General features: G+C 73.2%; 18 protein-coding genes. 8 read left to right on the top strand and 10 right to left on the bottom strand.

Going from position 1 to position 18802, the window contains the following annotated elements; genetic code table 11:
- Nucleotides 1-32: 32 nt before the first annotated feature.
- A complete protein-coding gene (locus tag ACIGHB_RS28655; protein WP_360314909.1) occupies nt 33-782 on the top strand; it encodes a TetR/AcrR family transcriptional regulator in 750 nt (249 codons plus the stop codon).
- On the opposite strand, the gene ACIGHB_RS28650 is transcribed toward ACIGHB_RS28655, so the two are convergent.
- On the bottom strand, nt 757-1755 hold the full coding sequence (locus ACIGHB_RS28650) for a WD40 repeat domain-containing protein (RefSeq protein ID WP_399916902.1): 999 nt from the start codon (nt 1753-1755) through the stop codon (nt 757-759). The genes ACIGHB_RS28655 and ACIGHB_RS28650 overlap by 26 nt on opposite strands.
- Nucleotides 1756-1826: 71 nt before the next feature.
- Between ACIGHB_RS28650 and ACIGHB_RS28645 the strand changes: the two genes are divergently transcribed.
- Entirely contained in the window at nt 1827-2666 is an 840-nt protein-coding gene (locus tag ACIGHB_RS28645; protein WP_399916900.1) for an alpha/beta fold hydrolase, read from the top strand.
- Nucleotides 2667-2726: 60 nt separating this feature from the next.
- Complete coding sequence (locus ACIGHB_RS28640) at nt 2727-3407, top strand: GDSL-type esterase/lipase family protein (RefSeq protein WP_399916898.1); 681 nt, start codon at nt 2727-2729, stop codon at nt 3405-3407.
- A gap of 17 nt (nt 3408-3424) precedes the next feature.
- On the opposite strand, the gene ACIGHB_RS28635 is transcribed toward ACIGHB_RS28640, so the two are convergent.
- On the bottom strand, nt 3425-3844 hold the full coding sequence (locus ACIGHB_RS28635) for a carboxymuconolactone decarboxylase family protein (protein WP_399916896.1): 420 nt from the start codon (nt 3842-3844) through the stop codon (nt 3425-3427).
- A 28-nt stretch (nt 3845-3872) separates the two neighbouring features.
- Here ACIGHB_RS28635 and ACIGHB_RS28630 point away from each other — a divergent pair, with 28 nt between their 5' ends.
- Nucleotides 3873-4445, top strand: a complete 573-nt coding sequence (locus ACIGHB_RS28630) for a MarR family winged helix-turn-helix transcriptional regulator (RefSeq protein WP_360314899.1) — start codon at nt 3873-3875, stop codon at nt 4443-4445.
- A gap of 42 nt (nt 4446-4487) precedes the next feature.
- Here the strand turns inward: ACIGHB_RS28630 and ACIGHB_RS28625 are convergent, their stop codons facing one another.
- Both ACIGHB_RS28625 and thpR read right to left on the bottom strand, forming a co-directional pair.
- The gene (locus ACIGHB_RS28625) at nt 4488-5477 is read right to left on the bottom strand and encodes an aldo/keto reductase (RefSeq protein ID WP_399916893.1); all 990 of its coding nucleotides are present in this window, start codon (nt 5475-5477) and stop codon (nt 4488-4490) included.
- Between the two features lie 152 nt (nt 5478-5629).
- On the bottom strand, nt 5630-6223 hold the full coding sequence (thpR, locus tag ACIGHB_RS28620; protein ID WP_360314895.1) for an RNA 2',3'-cyclic phosphodiesterase: 594 nt from the start codon (nt 6221-6223) through the stop codon (nt 5630-5632).
- A gap of 34 nt (nt 6224-6257) precedes the next feature.
- Between thpR and ACIGHB_RS28615 the strand changes: the two genes are divergently transcribed.
- Nucleotides 6258-6773, top strand: a complete 516-nt coding sequence (locus ACIGHB_RS28615; RefSeq protein WP_399916891.1) for a GNAT family N-acetyltransferase — start codon at nt 6258-6260, stop codon at nt 6771-6773.
- A gap of 27 nt (nt 6774-6800) precedes the next feature.
- Here the strand turns inward: ACIGHB_RS28615 and ACIGHB_RS28610 are convergent, their stop codons facing one another.
- The 3 genes from ACIGHB_RS28610 to ACIGHB_RS28600 all read right to left on the bottom strand — a co-directional run bounded on the left by ACIGHB_RS28610 (nt 6801) and on the right by ACIGHB_RS28600 (nt 9268).
- Nucleotides 6801-7304, bottom strand: a complete 504-nt coding sequence (locus ACIGHB_RS28610) for a lamin tail domain-containing protein (RefSeq protein WP_388867044.1) — start codon at nt 7302-7304, stop codon at nt 6801-6803.
- A gap of 146 nt (nt 7305-7450) precedes the next feature.
- Nucleotides 7451-8797 carry an MFS transporter gene (locus tag ACIGHB_RS28605; RefSeq protein WP_399916889.1) on the bottom strand — a complete coding sequence of 449 codons (1347 nt, stop codon included), beginning with the start codon at nt 8795-8797 and terminating at the stop codon, nt 7451-7453.
- A 27-nt stretch (nt 8798-8824) separates the two neighbouring features.
- The gene (locus ACIGHB_RS28600) at nt 8825-9268 is read right to left on the bottom strand and encodes a MarR family transcriptional regulator (RefSeq protein ID WP_360314889.1); all 444 of its coding nucleotides are present in this window, start codon (nt 9266-9268) and stop codon (nt 8825-8827) included.
- Nucleotides 9269-9445: 177 nt separating this feature from the next.
- On the opposite strand from ACIGHB_RS28600, the gene ACIGHB_RS28595 reads away from it, so the two are divergent.
- Nucleotides 9446-9691 (top strand): hypothetical protein, encoded by a 246-nt coding sequence (locus ACIGHB_RS28595; RefSeq protein WP_391082872.1) that lies wholly within the window; start codon nt 9446-9448, stop codon nt 9689-9691.
- Here the strand turns inward: ACIGHB_RS28595 and ACIGHB_RS28590 are convergent.
- The gene (locus ACIGHB_RS28590; RefSeq protein WP_360314885.1) at nt 9661-11112 is read right to left on the bottom strand and encodes an NCS2 family permease; all 1452 of its coding nucleotides are present in this window, start codon (nt 11110-11112) and stop codon (nt 9661-9663) included. The two genes, ACIGHB_RS28595 and ACIGHB_RS28590, sit on opposite strands and share 31 nt — an antisense overlap.
- A gap of 157 nt (nt 11113-11269) precedes the next feature.
- Here ACIGHB_RS28590 and ACIGHB_RS28585 point away from each other — a divergent pair, with 157 nt between their 5' ends.
- Both ACIGHB_RS28585 and ACIGHB_RS28580 read left to right on the top strand, forming a co-directional pair.
- Entirely contained in the window at nt 11270-11530 is a 261-nt protein-coding gene (locus tag ACIGHB_RS28585; RefSeq protein WP_388867054.1) for a DUF2530 domain-containing protein, read from the top strand.
- Between the two features lie 289 nt (nt 11531-11819).
- Nucleotides 11820-14246: an HAD-IC family P-type ATPase gene (locus ACIGHB_RS28580; RefSeq protein WP_399916885.1), complete on the top strand. Its 2427-nt coding sequence runs from the start codon at nt 11820-11822 to the stop codon at nt 14244-14246.
- Between the two features lie 27 nt (nt 14247-14273).
- Here the strand turns inward: ACIGHB_RS28580 and ACIGHB_RS28575 are convergent, their stop codons facing one another.
- Both ACIGHB_RS28575 and ACIGHB_RS28570 read right to left on the bottom strand, forming a co-directional pair.
- Nucleotides 14274-17408, bottom strand: coding sequence for a sacsin N-terminal ATP-binding-like domain-containing protein (locus tag ACIGHB_RS28575; protein WP_399916883.1), 3135 nt, complete (start codon nt 17406-17408; stop codon nt 14274-14276).
- A gap of 445 nt (nt 17409-17853) precedes the next feature.
- Nucleotides 17854-18789, bottom strand: coding sequence for a DUF3027 domain-containing protein (locus ACIGHB_RS28570; protein ID WP_360314877.1), 936 nt, complete (start codon nt 18787-18789; stop codon nt 17854-17856).
- Nucleotides 18790-18802: the final 13 nt, after the last annotated feature.

Here is an 18802-nt window from a genome sequence, read left to right as displayed (position 1 = left end):
AGTACGGTGTACTCAGTTTTAAAGTGAGGAGCATGACGGACCAGACGAGCAGCAGCCTCGACCTCCTGTGGGGCACCGGCGGGCGCCCCAGCCGGGGCCCCAAGCCGGGCCTCACCCTCGACCGGATCGTCGGGGCGGCGGTCGCGCTCGCGGACGCGGAGGGCCTGGACGCCGTGTCGATGCGGCGGGTCTCGGCCGAGCTCGGCGTGGGGACGATGTCGCTCTACCGGTACGTCCCCGGCAAGAACGAACTGCTCGACCTGATGCTCGACCGGGTACAGGGCGAGTCCCTCCCGGACGGGCCCGTGGAACCGCCCGCGCACTGGCGCGCGGCCGTCGAGGGGCTGGCCCGCGGCCACCTCGCCCTCTACCGGGCGCACCCCTGGCTGCTCAAGGTCAACGAGACCCGCACCCTGCTCGGCCCGAACACCCTGCGCGGCTTCGACCTCTGCCTCGCCGGGCTCACCGGGCCGCACGGCATGGGGCTGAGCGATCCCGAGACCGTCTCCGTCATCGTCACGGTGCAGAGCTTCGTCGCGGGCATCGCGCGGATGGAGCTCCAGACCGCGGAGGCGGCGAAGGAGACCGGCGTCAGCGACGACGAGTTCTGGCGGGCCCAGACGCCCTACCTGGAACGGGCCATGGCCACGGGCGAGTTCCCCCGCGTGGCCGGCCTCGCCGAGGACACCTTCACCCGCGAGATCGACCAGTTCGCCTTCGGCCTGGAACGACTCCTGGACGGCTTCGAGGTACTGGTCAGCCGCGCCGCAGCAGGCGCTTGACGCCCAGGACGAGGACGGTGGCGCCGGCCAGGACGAGGAAGCCCTTGGTCGCGCTGCCCTGCGGCTGGTCGGCGGCGGGGGTGGAACCGGGGGTGGGGGTGCCGTCGCCGTCGCCGGGGGTGGCCTGCTCCGGGGCGGCGGTGCGGGGGGCGTCCGGGCGGTCCACGCGCACGACGCGGCTGCGCTCGCCCTCGGAGCCGAACATGAGGCCGGAGCCGTCGAGGGTGTACGTGACCGATTCCGCCTGGCCCTGGAAGGGGGCGCCCGGGGAGGTGCCGTCGCCCTCCATGCGGCCGTCCCTCCAGTCGTACTCGCGGGCGCTGAAGTAGCCGCGCAGCAGCAGCTTCCCGCCGTCGGGCGAGAAGGCGCCGTCGGTCACCCAGGGGACCTCGCCGACGCGGCGGAAGGTGTTGGTGCCGGAGGCCGAGAGGCGCTCCGGGCCGGCGTAGAGGCCGCCGCCGTCCTCGTTCTTGCTGGCGATGTAGACCCGGCCGGTCTTCGGGTGGACCATCAGCGCCTCGGCGTTGCGCGGCCCGTCGGCGTACTTCACGACGTACTGCTTCGCCTGGACGGTCTGGTCCTTCAGGGACTTCGGCTCGGGGAAGCGGTAGATCCAGACGTGGTCCCAGGAGCCGTCGAGGTTGTCGCCGATGTCGCCGACGTAGATGTCCCCGTCCGGGCCGACGGAGATCGCCTCCATGTCCCGGGGGGTGCCGACGCCGGCCAAAGTGAGGGTCGCGACCGTCTTCCCGGTGCGGGAGTCGATACCAAAGATCCGCGGCTCGTCCTGGTCGTTGTGCGTCCAGTAGATCCCGGGGTGGGCCCGGCTGGCGGCGAGGCCGCTGGACTCGGTGATCCGGGCGTCCTCGACGGTGAAGTCCCGGTCCGGTTCCTGCCCTTCGGCACGGGCATGACCGGCCGGGAGCAGCGCCAGGGCGGCGGCCGCGCCGAGGGCGCACAGAGCAGATCGCATGGGATCAAGCGTGCCACGGCCCCGGGGAAACGCGCTTGACCTGCGCAGGGGCCACTGCCATGGTCGCGCGCATGCCTTCCTTCCACGCTCCCGACGGCACCCTGCTCGCGTACCACGCGACCGGGTCCGGCGATCCGCTCGTCTGCCTGCCCGGCGGCCCCCTCCAGGACTCCGCCTACCTCGGCGGGCTCGGCGGCCTCACCGCCCACCGGACCCTGATCCGGCTCGACCTGCGGGGCACGGGCGGGTCGGCGGAGCCAGAGGACCCGGGCTCGTACCGCTGCGACCGGCTCGTCGAGGACGTGGAGGCGCTGCGCGCGCACCTCGGGCTGGACACGCTCGACCTCCTCGGGCACTCGGCGGGCGCGAACCTGGCCGCCCTGTACCTGACCCGGCACCCGGAGCGGGTCGCGCGGCTGGTGCTCGTGACGCCGGGCGCGGCGGCGGCCGGGATCGGCACGGCGCCGGAGGAGCGGCTGGCGGCGGCGCGGCTGCGGGCCGGGGAGCCGTGGTTCGCGGAGGCGTACGCGGCGCTGGAGGAGGTGACGGCGGGGCGCGGCACGGCCGAGTCCTTCGGGAAGGTCGCGCCGTTCTTCCACGGCACCTGGGACGCGGCCGCGCGGGAGCGGCACGCGGCCTCGGAGCGGGAGCGGAACGGGGCGGGCGCCGCGGTGTACGGCGCCGAGGGCGCCTACGACCCCGAGGCGACCCGCGCCGCCTTCGCCGGGTTCGGACGGCCGGTCCTGGTCGTCGCCGGCGAGGGCGACGCCAACACCCCGCCGCCGACCGCCGAGGCGTACGCGAAGCTCTTCCCGTCCGCCGCGCTCGCGGTGCTCGCGGGGGCGGGTCACTTCCCGTGGCACGACGACCCGGAGGGCTTCACGGCGACGGTCGCGGACTTCCTGCGCTGAGGGGTCCGGGGTGGCCGGGGTCACGTCGTCTCCCGGCGGGCGGTCCGGAATGATGTGACCATGCGTTTTCTGTTCGTCGGCGACAGCATGACCATCGGACGCGCCGGCGACTGGACCTGGCGGTACCGCATGTGGCGGCACCTGGAGCGGGTGCTGCCCGGCGGGTACGAGATCGTCGGGCCCCGGGACGGGCTGTACGTGCCCGAGGGCGAGGCGGGGGACCCGCGCGCCTACGCCGACCCCGGCTTCCCCGCCCCCGCCCGCCGGCACCTCGCGGGGTGGGGCGAGGGGTGGCTGCACATGGCTCCGGTGATCGGGGAGACCGTCGCCGCCACCCGCGCCGACGTGCTGCTGGTCTCGCTCGGCCTGATCGACCTCGGCTTCTACACCGACAGCGACCAGACCGAGGCGAACGTCCGGGCGTTCCTCACCGCCGCCCGCACCGCGCGGCCGGGCGTCCGCGCGGTGCTGCTGCCGGTGATACCCAACGTCCGCGCCGGCTACGACCCCGCCTTCGCCGCCGAGTGCGCCCGCTTCAACGAACTCCTCGCCAAGGCGGTCGCCGACCTCGACGCCCCGGACGCGCCGCTGCTGCTCGCGACGGTCCCGGAGTCGTACGACCTCCGGGAGGACACGTACGACGGAACGCACCCGGGCCCGTCCGGCGAACACAAACTGGCCGCCGCCTTCGCCGGCGCGCTGCACCAGGCATGGGGCATCGGCGGCCCTTACGAGCCGTAGGACGCGCCCGGCGGACGTCAGGCGGCCCGGGTCATGCGGTTGGCGAAGGTGGAGAGGGTGTAGGCACCGATCCCGAGGACGACCTCCAGGGCGTTCTTCCGGCTGTGGCCGGCGGCCTCGAACGCGGCCAGTTCGGCATCCGACACCGCGCCCGAGGAGGCGAGCACCTGGAGGGTGAACTTCTCGACGGCGTCGAGGCGTTCGGGGGACGGAGCGGGCCCGAGGGCGGCGAGTTTCGCCTCGTGCATGTCGACGCAGAGGTGGCACTGGCTGCGGCGGGCGACGGCGAGGATCACGGTCTCGCGGGCGTGGGGGTCGAGGTCCGAGGACTCGAAGGCGGCGGAGAGCGCGAGGAAGCCGTCGAGGACCCGCGGGGCCTGTTCCCTGAGCAGTGCGGCGGCGTCGGCGACGCGGGTGGCGAGCGCGGCGTGCGTCATGTGGGTTCCCCCTTCTAGGATGGACAACATGGTTGACCATGCCGTCGGAGAAAACGTAAACCAGGTTGTCGATGCGGGCAAGGGAATACCGGGGACTCCCCCGTCCCACGGCCCCGCCGGCCCGCCCGCCCTCCCCGACTCCCCCGGGTTCGAGCTCCCCCTGCTGCTCTTCGGCGGATTCCGCACCCTCATCGACCGGCTCCACGCCCGCCTCGCCGACGAGGGCCACCCCGGCTTCCGGCCCGCCCACGGCTTCGCCATGCAGGCGATCGGCACCCGGGGCGCCACCGCCAGCGAGATCGGGCGCCGGCTCGGCGTCTCCAAACAGGCGGCCGGCAAGACCGTCGACCGGCTCCTCGCCCTCGGATACGCGGAACGCGCCGGCGATCCCGCCGACGCGCGCCGCAAACTCGTCCGCCTCACCCCGGAGGGCCTCGCCGTCCTCGCCCGCTCCGCCGCCGTCTTCGACGAGCTGCGGGCCGAGTGGAGCGCCGCCCTCGGCGCCGACCGCGTACGCGCCCTGGAAGCGGACCTGCGGAACGTCGTCCCCGCGGAGACGGCGTTCCGCCTCGACGCCACCAGCTGGCTCGGCGGCGCCTGACCCCGGCGCCGCCCGACCCGCGCGGCGCCCGCCCGCCAGGACCTACCAGGCGAATGCCTCCGGAGCCGGGCCGGGGCCCGGGAAGATCTCGTCGAGGCCGGCCAGGACCTCGTCCGGGAGGTCGAGGTCCAGCGCGCGCAGGGCGCTCTCCAGCTGCTCCGGGGTGCGCGGGCCGACGATCGGGCCGGTCACCCCGGGCCGGGTCAGCAGCCAGGCGAGGGCCACCTCGCCGGGCTCCAGGCCGTGCTTGTCGAGCAGGTCCTCGTACGCCTGGAACCGGGCGCGCTCCACCGGGTCCGCGAGGACGCCCGCCGGACGCCCGCCGGCCCGGCGGCCGCCCTGGACCTCCTTGCGGACGACCCCGCCGAGGAGACCGCCGGCCAGCGGCGACCAGGGGATGACCCCGAGGCCGTACTCCTGCGCGGCCGGGATCACCTCCATCTCGGCCCGCCGCTCGTAGAGGTTGTAGTGGCACTGCTCGCTGACCAGGCCGACCATGCCGCGGCGGGCGGCCGTCTCGTTCGCCTGGGCGATCTTGAAGCCGGGGAAGTTCGAGGAGCCGGCGTAGAGCACCTTGCCCTGCTGGATCAGGACGTCGACGGCCTGCCAGATCTCGTCGAAGGGGGTGGCGCGGTCGACGTGGTGGAACTGGTAGACGTCGATGTAGTCGGTGCCGAGCCGCCTGAGGCTCGCGTCGACGGCGCGGCGAATGTTGAGGGCGGACAGCTTGTCGTGGTTCGGCCACGCCTCGCCGTCGGCCCCCATGTTCCCGTACATCTTGGTGGCGAGGACCGTGCGGTCGCGCCGGCCGTCGCCCCGCGCGAACCAGGAGCCGATGATCTCCTCGGTCCGCCCCCTGCCCGCCGTCTGACCGTAGACGTTCGCGGTGTCGAAGAAGTTGAGACCCGCGTCGAGCGCCGAGTCCATGAGTGCGTGGCTGGTGGCCTCGTCGGTCTGCGGGCCGAAGTTCATCGTGCCGAGGACGAGGCGGCTGACCTTGAGTCCGGTGCGTCCGAGCTGCGTGTACTCCATGAGTCACCAGCCAACTCGTTGGAGCGCGCTCGAAGCAAGGGGTTACCGGACGGCTACAGCCCCGCCACGGAGGTCAGCGCGATGATCGCGAACATCAGCACGAGCACACCGGCCATGATCCGGTTACGAGTCTTCGGGTCCACCCCACGAGGTTAACCCGTGCCCTCCGCCGGCCCGTCTCCCCCCTCCAGGGGCCAGGCGCCGACCGTCTCGTACCGGGGCTGTTCGCCCGGCACCCCGGCCACGGGGAGGTTCGAGCGGACCAGGGCCAGCTCGCCGACCCGCCAGCGGGCGCCCTCGAAGCCGCGCAGGGCGTCGAGGAAGGGGGTCAGGGAGACGGTGCCGTCGCGGCCCCGGGCGATCGTGAGGTGGGCCTGGTAGCGGCGGTGCTCCTCCATCGGGATCCCGGTCCTGCGGGCCGCCGCGTCGGCGCGCTCGGCGAGCAGCCGCAGCGCGTCCAGGTCCCCGGCGGCTCCGGTCCACAGGGACCGGCGGCCGAAGTGCCCGCCGCCGTGCAGTCGGAGCGCGAACGGCGGGGTGCGGTGGGCGGCGCGGGCCAGTCGGGTCCCGAGCTCGGGCAGCAGGGCGTCGTCGACCTCGCCCATGAACGCGAGGGTGAAGTGCCACCCCGGCCGGGAGGTCCAGCGCAGGGCGCCGGCCCCAGGCAGGGCGTGCAGCCCGTCGACGGCGGCACCCAGCTCGGCGAGCGCCCCGGCGGGCGGCAGAACGGCGGCGAACAGCCTCATGGGCGCCAGTCTGGCACCCGATAGCCTCGGCCGGATGAACTCCGAAGCGATCACGATCAGGCGCGGGGGTCCGGCGGACCTGCCGGCCGTCCTCGCGATACTCGACAGCGCCGTCGTCTGGCTCAACGGCAGGGGGATCACCGCGCAGTGGGGCACCGACCCCTTCACCACCCGCCCCGCCACGGTGGAGCTGGTCGAGCGGGTGGTGACCGAGGGCAGCCCGTGGATCGCGGAGGTGGACGGCGTCCCGGCGGGGACGCTGACGCTCACCCCGCACCCCGGGACGTACGTCCCGCCGGCCGCCGAGCCGGAGCGGTACGTGCGCTTCCTCGCGACCGACGGCCGGTTCCACGGCCTCGGGGTGGGCGCGGCGCTGCTCGCCCACGCGGCGGAGGAGACCCGCCACGAGGGCGTCTCGCTGCTCCGCGTGGACTGCTTCGCGGGGAGCGAGGGGCGGCTCGTGGCGTACTACGAGCGGCAGGGGTTCACCCGCACCGATCCGTTCACCGTCGGCGAGTGGCCGGGCCAGGTCCTGGAGATGCGGGTGTGAGAGCCCCCGGGAGGGGGCGCCGGCGGCTCAGTGGAAGGTGATGTAGCCGTTGCCGTCGCGGTCGTTCGCGCGCTTGGTGTAGCTGTGCGTGTCCGCGGCGGCGCCGCCGGGCTTGATCAGCTTGATCGTGTCCTTGTCGTTGTTCCAGATGAAGTTGCAGTTGTTGCGGTAGGCGACGTTGCCGCCGTCGGACTCGGTGCCCCTGCCGCCGCGCAGCTTCACGTGGTCGCCGGGCTCCAGGTAGTGGTTGGCGCGGAAGGTGTAGCTGTTGCCGACCGCGTCCTTGACGACGTACCCCTTGAGGTTCACCCGGCCGGAGCGGGCGAAGTTCTTGATCGTCAGGTACTCGGCCTTGGTGTTGCCGGTGGTGCAGCTGTTGCTGTCGCGGCCCGGGGCGTCGTACTGGACGCCGGAGATCTTCAGGGCCGAGGAGTACTCGGCGGCCTGGGCCGGGGTGGCGACGAGGGTCGCCGTCAGGGCGGCGGCGCCGAGGGTCGCGGCTATGACGGGACGGATGGAGCGGGTACGCAAAGGGAACCCCCCTGGTGGTGCCTGTGATTGACGGCTCAACATACACAGGATCACCACATCTCGGTGCCACGACGTTCATTTCCGGACGCGCGAGAGGGCGGGCGGGAGCCGTGGCTCCCGCCCGCCCTCTCGCGGAACGCTTGCGGTCAGGCCGCCGTCGCCAGCCGCTCCGGCGCGGCGCGCGGGACGAAGCGCAGGCTCGGGTGCCCGTGGCGCCAGCCCATCGCGAGCTTCAGGTTGCCGATCCTGGCGAGGACGAGGCCGATGACGGCCGCCGCGGTGAGCGAGACGAGCCCGCCGGTCGCGAAGCCGGCGCGGGCCCCGTACGTGTCGGTGACCCAGCCGAGGAGCGGCGCGCCGATCGGCGTGCCGCCGGCGAAGACCATCATGTAGAGGCTCATCACGCGGCCCCGCATGACCGGGTCGGTCGCCATCTGGACGGCCGAGTTGGCGGTGACGTTCACCGTGAGGCCGATCATGCCGATCGGCACGAGCAGCAGCGCGAACAGCCAGAACGACGGCGAGAGGGCCGACGCGATCTCCAGGACGCCGAAGACGCCCGCGGCGATCACCAGCATCCGCAGCCGGGTCGAGCCGCGGCGGGCCGCGAGCAGGGCTCCCGCGAGGGAGCCGGCCGCCATCAGCGTGTTGAGGAAGCCGTAGGTGCCGGCGCCGACGTGGAAGACCTCCTCGGAGAAGGCCGTCAGCCAGATCGGGAAGTTGAACCCGAAGGTGCCGATGAAGCCGACCAGGGCGATCGGCCAGATCAGGTCCGGCCGGCCCGCCACGTACCGCAGGCCCTCGCGGAGCTGGCCCTTGCCGCGCGGGGCGCGCTCCACCTTGTGGAGCTCGCTCGTGCGCATCAGCCACAGGGCGGCCAGCGGGGCGAGGAAGGAGAGGCCGTTGACGAGGAAGGCCCAGCCGCTGCCGATCCCGGCGATCAGCACGCCGGCGACGGCGGGGCCGATGAGCCGGGCGGACTGGAAGTTGGCCGAGTTCAGCGAGACGGCGTTGCGGAGCCGGTCGGGGCCGACCAGCTCGGAGACGAAGGACTGCCGGGCCGGGTTGTCGACGACCGTGACCATGCCGAGGAGGAAGGCGATCAGGTAGACGTGCCAGACCTGCACCTGCCCGGAGAGGGTGAGCGCGGCGAGCGCGAGTCCGCAGAGGCCGAGCGCGGCCTGGCTGACGAGCAGCAGGCGCCGCTTCGGGTAGCGGTCGGCGATCACTCCGCCGTAGAGGCCGAAGAGGAGCATCGGCAGGAACTGGAGGGCCGTCGTGATGCCGACGGCGGCGGCCGAGCCGGTGAGGCTCAGGACCAGCCAGTCCTGGGTGATGCGGGCCATCCACGTACCGGTGTTGGAGACGATGGCTCCGGTGAAGAACAGCCGGTAGTTGCGGATGGAGAGCGAGGAGAAGGTTTCCCCCCGTCCGCGGGTCTTGAGGGTGGGTTGATGGACGGGTGCGGAGTCTGCTCCGGGTCCCGTGCTCACAGGTGCGTCGCCTCCTTGGCGCTCGGTTCACAGATGGGCGAGCTTCTCCAGGACGGGAGCGGCCGCGCGCAGTACGGCCCACTCGTCCTCGTCCAGGCCCTCGGCGAGGGAGGCCAGCCAGGCGTTCCGCTTGCGGCGGGCGTCTTCGAGCATGACCTCGGCCCGCTCGGTCTGGCTGACCACCTTCTGCCGGCGGTCGTCGGGATGCGGCTCCAGCCGGACCAGTCCCTTGGCTTCGAGCAGGGCGACGATGCGGGTCATCGACGGCGGCTGGACGTGCTCCTTGCGGGCCAGCTCACCGGGGGTGGCGGAGCCGCAGAGGGCCAGGGTGCCGAGCACCGACATCTCGGTCGGGCTCAGCGACTCGTCGACGCGCTGGTGCTTGAGGCGCCGGCTCAGCCGCATGACGGACGAGCGGATCGCGTTCACGGCCGCGGCGTCGCCGGGGGTGCCGTGGGACAGGTCAGGCATGTATTTAGCCTAACTCATTACTCTCTCTAAAGACCAACGGGTTTCCCGTGTGTCGCACGCGTCACGCCGGCCCCCGCCCGCCGAGGTCACGGGACGATATCCATGCATCACCCAAATGAGTGAGTCGGATCCGGAAAGTGACGCAAAGGGGCCCGGTCGCCCACGACCCTGAACGACATGGGATCGACAGTGCTCAGCCTGCGCATCGACAGTGAGCTGCTCGACCGGCTCAAGGGTCACGCCGCCAGAAGAGGAATGAGCGTCCAGGACTATGTCGTCCGGACGCTCGTTCGGGAGGACTTCGACGAGCGGTTCAAGACCGCCGTCGAGGAGACGGAGAAGTTCTACGGGGCGGAGCCGGAGCCTCCCGGCGCCGGCGCCGCCCCGCTCGATCAGGTCAGGCCCAGCGCCGGCATCGCGTAGTAGAAGACGAAGATCGCCGACACGACGTACATGGCCACCGGGACCTCGCGGCCCCGTCCGGCCGCGAGACGCAGCACGGTGAAGCTGATGAAGCCGATGCCGATGCCGTTCGTGATCGAGTACGTGAACGGCATCATCAGCATGGCCAGGAACGCCGGCACCGCGATGGTGTAGTCGCTCCAGTCGATCTCCTTGATCGACCCGGCCAGGATCAGGAAGCCCACCGCGAGCAGCGCGGGGGTCGCCGCCTGCGACGGCACCATGGTCGCGAGCGGCGTGAGGAACAGCGCCACCGAGAACAGACCGCCCGTGACGACCGAGGCGAGGCCGGTACGGGCGCCCTCGCCGACGCCCGCCGTGGACTCCACGAAGCAGGTGGTGGCGGAGGAGGAGGTCGCACCGCCGGAGGCGACGGCGAGGCCGTCGACGAGCAGGACCTTGTTGATGCCCGGGAAGTTGCCGTCCTTGTCGATCAGCTTGGCCTCGTCGCCGACGCCCAGGATCGTGCCCATGGCGTCGAAGAAGCAGGACAGCAGGACGGTGAAGACGAAGAGGACGCCGGTGAGCAGGCCGACCTTCTCGAAGCCGCCGAGGATGCTGACCTCGCCGACCAGACCGAAGTCGGGGGTGGCGACCGGGTTGCCGGGCCACTCCGGGGTGGTCAGGCCCCAGGACGGGACGGTCGCGACCGCGTTGATCACCATGGCGACGATCGTCATGACGACGATCGAGATGAGGATCGCGCCCGGCACCTTGCGGATGATCAGGGCGAGGGTGAGCAGGGTGCCCAGGACGAAGACGAGGACCGGCCAGCCGGTCAGGTGCCCGCCGGAGCCGAGCTGGAGCGGGACGGTGGTGTGCGCGGCGTCGGGGATGCGGGAGACGAAGCCCGAGTCGACGAGGCCGATCAGCATGATGAAGAGGCCGATGCCGATCGCGATGCCCTTGCGCAGGCCGACCGGGACGGCGTTCATGACGCGCTCGCGCAGGCCGGTCGCGACGAGCAGCATGACGACGATGCCGGCGAGGACGACCATGCCCATGGCGTCCGGCCAGGACATCTTCGGCGCGAGCTGGAGGGCGACGACCGTGTTCACGCCGAGGCCGGCGGCGAGCGCGATCGGCACGTTGCCGATGACGCCCATGAGGAGGGTCGAGAAGGCCGCCGTCAGGACGGTGGCGGTGACGAGCTGGCCGCCGTCGAGCTGGTTCCCGTACATGTCCTTGGCGCTGCCGAGGATGATCGGGTTCAGCACGATGATGTAGGCCATCGCGAAGAAGGTGGCGAAACCGCCGCGGACCTCGCGGGCGACGGTCGAGCCGCGCTCGGAGATCCTGAAGTAGCGGTCGAGGGCCGAGGCGGTTGCCTGAGGCTCCTTCGGCTCGGGGGCAGGGGCCTTGGCCGTGGCCGTGGTGCTCATGGGAGTGGGTTCCTCTTCGGGAAAGTCCTGAAGTCCTTTTTGGCGGTTCATACGAAGGAAACCCGCCATAGGCAAACCGTTTCAGTATGAACACATGAGCGAGCACGAGTCCATCTCCGCGCGTAGACACGAAAACCGGCCGCCTAGACTGAGGCACATGGCGAAGTGGACACCGAAGCACGAGGCACCCGAGCCCCTGGAGGGGCCCGTCGTCGGCACGATCACCGGCGGCACGATCCTCTGGTTCGTCCTCTTCCTCGTCCAGCTCCCCTTCTACGGCTGGTTCGACGACCGCGACCTGACGTGGTGGGTGTGGACCTGCCTGGCCGGCGCCGGCCTCGGACTGATCGGCATCTGGTACGTACGCAAGCGCGACGCGGCCATCAAGCGGCACCGCGCGGCGCGGGAGGCGTCCTAGGGCCTGTCGTCAAACTCCGGCCGTCGCCCGGAGGGCGGCCCCGCGGCGTCAGGTGCGTGCTCTCGGCGTGCCGGGCGCACGCCCTCGTACTGGGCGTACTCGGGCTTGTGCCCGGTGCGGCGAGAGTGCGTGCATGGCGTCGCGGGGCAGGCCGGTGTTTGACGACAGGCCCTAGCCCCCGCCCCGGGCCCCGCCGCGTAGCACCACAGGACGATTCCGCTCCTCCCACGGTCTGATCCTGCCCCTGCTCGGCAGGTGAACGGTCGGTTCCGGTCGTACCGTCGGAACCATGACGCAGCGGGCGAAGATCGACACGGACGGCGGCGGGGGCACCCGGGACACCCCGGCGGAGGCCACCGAACCCCCCGTCGTCCACCGGCCCGCCGGACTCACCGCCGCCGAGGTCGCCGAACGCGTCGCCCGCGGCGAGGTCAACGACGTCCCCGTCCGCAGCTCCCGCTCGGTCACCGACATCGTCCGGGCCAACGTCCTCACCCGCTTCAACGCGATCATCGGCGTCCTGTGGATCATCATGCTGATCGTCGCCCCGATCCAGGACAGCCTCTTCGGCTTCGTGATCGTCGCCAACACCGGCATCGGCATCATCCAGGAACTCCGCGCCAAGAAGACCCTCGACTCCCTCGCCGTCATCGGCGAGGCGAAACCCACCGTCCGCCGCGACGGACGGGCCGCCGGGATCTCCACCTCCGAGATCGTCCTCGGCGACCTCATCGAGCTCGGACCCGGCGACAAGGTCGTCGTCGACGGCGTCGTCGCCGAGGCCGACAGCATGGAGATCGACGAGTCCCTCCTCACCGGCGAGGCCGACCCCGTCGTCAAACGCCCCGGCGACCCCGTCATGTCCGGCTCGTTCGTCGTCGCCGGCGGCGGCGCCTTCACCGCCACCAAGGTCGGCCGGGAGGCGTACGCCGCCCAGCTCGCCGAGGAGGCGTCCCGCTTCACGCTCGTCCACTCCGAGCTGCGCTCCGGCATCTCCACGATCCTCAAGTACGTGACGTGGATGATGGTCCCCACCGCGATCGGCCTGATCATCAGCCAGCTCGTCGTCAAGGACAACGACCTCAAGAACTCCATCGCCCGGACCGTCGGCGGCATCGTCCCGATGATCCCCGAGGGCCTCGTCCTGCTCACCTCCGTCGCCTTCGCGATCGGCGTCATCCGGCTCGGCCGGAAACAGTGCCTGGTGCAGGAGCTGCCCGCGATCGAGGGCCTGGCCCGGGTCGACGTCGTCTGCCTCGACAAGACCGGCACCCTCACCGAGGGCGGCATGGACGTCACCGAGGTCCGCCTCCTGAACGGCTCGGACGAGACGTACGTCCACAAGGTCCTCGGCGCCCTCGGCGAGTCCGACCCCCGCCCCAACGCCTCCCTCCAGGCCATCATCGCCGCCTACCCCGACGCCGAGGAGTGGCGCTGCACCGAGTCCCTGCCCTTCTCCTCCGCCCGCAAGTACAGCGGCGCCGCCTTCAGCGAGGGCGACGGCGAGGACCCCACCTGGCTGCTCGGCGCCCCCGACGTCCTCCTCCCCGCCGGCGACCCGGCCCTCACCGACATCGACCACCTCAACGAGCAGGGCCTGCGGGTCCTCCTGCTCGCCCGCACCGCCCACGAGCTCGACTCCCCCGACGTGGCGAAGGACGCCCGGCCCACCGCGCTCGTCGTCCTCGAACAGCGGCTGCGCCCCGACGCCGCCGACACCCTCGCCTACTTCGCCGACCAGAACGTCGCCGCCAAGGTCATCTCCGGCGACAACGCCGTCTCCGTCGGCGCCGTCGCCGGAAAGCTCGGCCTGCCCGGCGCCGCGAACACCGTCGACGCCCGCACCCTCCCCTCCGACAAGGAGGAGATGGCGAAGGTCCTCGACGAGAACGCCGTCTTCGGCCGGGTCACCCCCCAGCAGAAGCGGGACATGGTCGCCGCGCTCCAGTCCCACGGCCACACCGTCGCCATGACCGGCGACGGCGTCAACGACGTCCTCGCCCTCAAGGACGCCGACATCGGCGTCTCCATGGGCTCGGGCTCCGAGGCGACCCGGGCCGTCGCCCAGATCGTCCTCCTCAACAACTCCTTCGCCACCCTGCCGTCCGTCGTCGCGGAGGGCCGCCGCGTCATCGGCAACATCACCCGGGTGGCGACCCTCTTCCTCACGAAGACGGTCTACTCGGTCCTCCTCGCGATCCTCGTGGTCGTCTCCCAGGTCGAGTACCCCTTCCTCCCGAGGCACCTGACCCTGCTGTCCACCCTGACGATCGGCGTCCCCGCCTTCTTCCTCGCGCTCGCCCCCAACAAGGAACGCGCCAAACCGCACTTCGTCCGGCGGGTCATGCGGTACGCGATCCCCGGCGGCGTCGTCGCGGCGGCGGCCACCTTCACCACCTACCTCCTCGCCCGCCACCACTACACCGGCACGGACGCCCTCGGCGCCGAGACCAGCGCCGCGACCCTCACCCTCTTCCTCGTCTCCATGTGGGTCCTCGCGATCATCGCCCGCCCCTACACCCTGTGGCGCCTCGGCCTGGTCGCCACCATGGCCGGCGCCTTCCTCCTGGTCCTCGTCGTCCCCTGGCTCCAGGACTTCTTCGCCCTCAAGCTCGTCGGCACCACCATGCCCTGGGCCGCCGTCGCCGTCGCCGCGACGGGCGCGGCGCTCCTGGAGATCGCCTGGCGCTGGGTGGACCGCCGCTTCCCGGCGTAGCGGCGGCCCGGACCCCTCCGCGGACCGTCAGTCGAACCAGCGGTCGCGGGCCAGCTCGTCGGTGCGGGTCGGGTCCTCCAGGAGGGCGGCCACCTCGAAACGGCGGGGCCACTGGGCGGTCGCCCAGGCGAGGGCCGCCGCCACGCCCTCCAGGGTCGAGGCGTGCAGGGTGCCGTCCGGGGTGCGGCGCCAGTCGAGTTCCGTGCCGCCGGCGCGGAGCTCCTCGTGTTCGAGGTAGGTGGCCGGGGTGGCCGGCCCCAGGAGGGCGTGGACCGCGGCGGGGACCTCGTGCTCCTCGCCCTCCGAGGTGACCACCGCGTCGACCGCCTCGCTCAGCCGACGGACCTGGAGGAGGTCCGCCAGATCGGCCGCCCGGGACGGGGAGACCGGCAGGAGCGGGAGGCCCGCCGTGAGCGGGAGCAGGTCGGGGGCGTCGGCCACCAGCGCCTCCCCCGCGTCGACCACCACCAGCTCCCCGTCGACCACCGCGCGCAGCTCCTCCGGCAGCGTGACCTGGTCCGGGTCGAGATCCGCCAGGGCCGTGTACAGGGCGTGCAGCTGGGCGCCCGTCACCGGCCGGTCCGGGTCCGCGAGACGGGCCAGGAGCTCCGCCGCGCCGCCCGGCTCGTCGAGGAGCGCCGCCACCGACGTACGGACGCCGAGGGCGCGCAGCACCTGCTCGTCCTCGAAGCCGGTCGCGTCGGCGGGGTCGTACAGACCGACGAGCAGCGGGTCCCCGCCGGCCGCCCGCAGGCCGGCCGGGCGGCGCCCGCCGATCACCGGGTGGTCCCGCAGCCACCAGGCCGTGTAGGAGCGGACCGTCTCCGTCGTGCCGTCCGGCAGGAGGACCCGTACGGGCTGGGTCAGGGCGTCCCGGAGCGGCGGCCGCGCCAGCAGGGCCAGCGCCCGCGGCCAGGCGTCGTCGTCGACCAGGTCCAGGTCGCGTACCGCCACGATCTCCGTCGCCACCGGCGGCACCACGGCCTCCGGCAGCCGGTCCAGGACGTCCTCGCACCACACGTCGACCGCGTCCAGGAGCCCCGCGTCGTCCGGCTCCGGATAGTCGCCCTCACGGGGCTCCAGGTCGTCCGGGTCGAGGACCAGGTCGGCGGCGCGGACCAGCGCGAAGTTCGCCAGGACACCGCAGGCGGCGAGCGGGCCCTCGCCCCAGCGGGCCGCCAGTTCGGCGTCCACGCGGGCGAGTTCGCCCTCCCGCATCACCGCGTCGAACGCCGAGCCGGGCACCACGAGCTCACCCGCCGGGGCGAGCTCGCCCTCCTCGTCGGGAAGGGCCAGCGCGGCCAGCCACGGCTCGTCGCCGGGCTCCAGGTCCGCGTCCCGCACGAGACCCAGCACCGTCTCGACGAGCTCGTCCGGCTCCAGCGCAGGCTCGTCCAGGTTCCAGAACTCGTCGGCCTCCAGCGAGGCCGCGACCGCCTCCCGGATCTGCGGGGTCGTCAGAACGGCCCGGGGCGTCGCCGGGAGCGCCCCCAGCTTCTCCAGGAGCGGGTGCGCCGCCTCCGGATGCGCCACCTTCAGACCCAGCCGGGACAGCTCCGCCGGGGTGCCCGCCTGCGGCAGGAGGACCTGCCGGGGGCCGATCACCGTACGCCCCGAGTCCAGCGGCACCGGCAGCCCGGTGAGCCGGTCCGGGTCCACGCCGGCGAGGGAGTCGTACAGCCGCCGCCACCAGCCCGGCGCCCGCTCCACACCCGCCAGCCGGTCCACCGCCTCCGTCAGCGGCACCCGGCCGACCCCGAGCGTCCGCAGCTCGGGGCGGCGCTCCAGGCCCGCCGGGAGCAGCCCCGGGAACACCTCGGCGAGGACCGCGACCGTCTCCGCGCCCGCGCCCTCGACGACCTCCGCCTCGATCGGGCGGAGCGCCGGGACGTCCTCGGAGGCGACGGCGGGGGCGAGGAACGCGACCCGCGGCAGCCGGTCGAGGATCGCCTCCCGCAGCGCCCCGTCGAGCGGACCCTTGCCGAGCGGGCCCGGTACGAGGTCGAGCGCACCGCTCGTCACCGGCCGCCAGTCGGCGAGGAGTTCGGCGTACGCCTCGGCCGCGCGCTGCACCAGGAAGTCCGTCAGCGGCCCCGGCGCCGGGTGCCGGCGGGTCGGGTCCAGCGGCAGGGAGGCGATCAGCAGCGCGGGGATGCCGAGCGGCTCGTCGGTCGGCGTCGGCGCGTGCACGACGGGCGCGGTGCGCGGGTAGCGCGGGGCGCCGGCGCCGTCCACCGGCACGGCCCAGGTGACCGACCAGTGCGGGCGCAGCCGCTCCTCGACCGGGCGGTCCGCGAGCAGCTCCGCTCCGAGAGGACCCGTACGGGTGACGGTCCGCCAGCGGTTCGGCGCCTCCGCGGCCGAATCCTCGACGTGGACGTACCCGTCCGCCTCGGAACGGGTCAGCGTGCGGACCCCCTCCGGCGTCTCCACCACGATCTCGGAGAGACCCGGAAGAGTGAGCAGCAAAGCGTCGTCGACGGAGGCGAGGAGCCGCTCGGCGAGGCCGTGCGCGGCGGCGTCGCGCAGCGGGAGGACGACGACCGTGTCGTACCCGTCCGGCGCGGTGCCCTCGGCGGGCAGCGGCAGCCTCAGGAGGGGTACGTGGCCGTCCCTGCGGCGCAGTTCGTCGCCGAGGCCCGGGCTGTGGCGGGCCACGTCCGCGGCGAGCTCGCGGGCCTCCGCGAGGGACCAGCGGACGCCGCCGTGCCGGCCGAGGACGGCGGGCTCGTCGGAGACGGCGAGGACGGCGGCGAAACCGACGCCGAACCGGCCCACGGCGGACGTGGTGTCCTGCTCGGACCGCTTGGCGGAGGCCCGCAGCGTCGAGAGCGACTCGACGCCCGTCGCGTCCAGCGGGGCGCCGGTGTTGGCGGCGGCGAGCACGGCGGGGCTGTCCGCGTCGGCGGGGTGCAGGGTGAGACGCAGCCGGCCGGTGGTGCGGGCGCGGGCGGCGGCGTCGGCGGCGTTCTGCGCCAGCTCGACGACGAGGCGGTCGCGGTAGCCGCCGAGGGCCAGGTCCTCCTCGGCGTTCGCGTCCTCCCGGAAACGGGAGGGGGAGGCGGCCCACGAATCCAGGACGCCTCTGCGGAGCCGGGCGGTGCCGAAGGGGTCGCTGCCGTCGGTCGTCGTCCGGACGGTGACGCTCACGTGAGACTCCACTCTGCTGGGCCGTTCCTTCGGTACCGCGCCGAAGTTACCGCGCCGGCCCGGGTTCCCTCCGACCAGCACCCCGCCGCCGGGCCCTCGTCCGCGCTTCCGCCTGCGGCGACCTGGGGTTTCGGGGTCGGCGGGGGTACGGCGTGCGCCGGTACGCCACCGTGTGGGCAGGCGTTCCGCGGGGGCGATGGGGGTCCCCCCTGCTCGAGCGAAGCCGAGAGCTTGGGGGAGGGTGGGCACACCCACGGTGCGGCCGCACATGTGCGGGGCGTTCAGGCGCGGGGACCTAGGCGCGGTGCGGGGCGCCGTTCCGTTGTGCCCACCCGTTCCTCCCCCAAGGACTTCGTCCAGGGGGGACCCCCAAGCGGAACGTATGCCCACAACGGGGGCGGCGGGGCGCAGCCCGGCGGGTGGGCGCCCGCCCGACGAAACGGCGGGGCGCCGCAGGCTAGGAGTGGCCCAGGTCTTCCGAGGCCGCGTCGGGTTCCGTGACCGAGCCGGAGTCCGTCGGCGGGCGCAGCGGGAAGGGGTCGACGGCGGTCGAGTCGAGGACCGGCTCCGCCGGACGCGGCGGGGTCGGCATGACGGCCGCCTCCGAGTGCCCGCCGCAGCCGTACGCGAGGGAGACCACGCGCCCGTCCGCCGGGGCCAGTTCGTTGGCGCACAGGCCGAAGGACTGGCCGAGGGAGCCGGCCAGCGGCACCAGGAAGGCGCAGGACTGGCAGGTGGCGGGGGCCGCCTGGGCCATGGGGGTGCGGGGGCCGAAGGACTCGTCCCAGCGGTCGGCGGCGAGCCGGAGGCCGTACCGGGAGAGGACCCGGGCCCGGCCCATGCCGAGCTCGTCCGCGACCGCCGCGATCGCGCCGCGCGTCGGCGCGCGCTCGGTGATCTCGGCGTCCTCCGCGTCGAGGTGGTCCGCGAGGTCGGAGGAGACCGCGGAGTTCGGCGGCGGCGCGTCCTCGCCCGTGTAGCCGGGCTCCAGGCGCGGGTCGTCCTGCTCGGTGGGCAGGAGGTCGCCGGGACCGAGGTCGCCGGGGCGCAGCCGCTCGCTCCACGGCACCCATTCGGGCGCGAGGAGGGCGTCGGAGCCGGGCAGCAGGACGGTTTCGTCAAGCGTGACGTTCTTGGCCCGGGAGGCGCGCGTGACGGTGACCGCCCAGCGCCAGCCGCGGTAGCCGGGCTCCTTGCACTCGAAGAAGTGCGTGACGACCCGGTCGCCCTCCGCGACGACGCCGGAGTGCTCGCCGACGACGCCGGGGGCGGCGGCCTCCTCGGCGGCCTCCCGCGCGAGGTCCACGGCCTCGGCGCAGAGGCGGTCGGGGGCCGGGGTACGCGTGGCTCGCGGGGTACGCGGGGCACGGTCTCGCGTCGTCGCAGCACTCACTGGTATCGCTTCT

It is taken from the genome of Streptomyces sp. NPDC085460 (assembly GCF_044541975.1).
GTDB lineage: Bacteria > Actinomycetota > Actinomycetes > Streptomycetales > Streptomycetaceae > Streptomyces.
The sequence above is the reverse complement of the archived record's forward strand: the minus strand, read 5'-3'. Positions and strand labels throughout refer to the sequence as shown.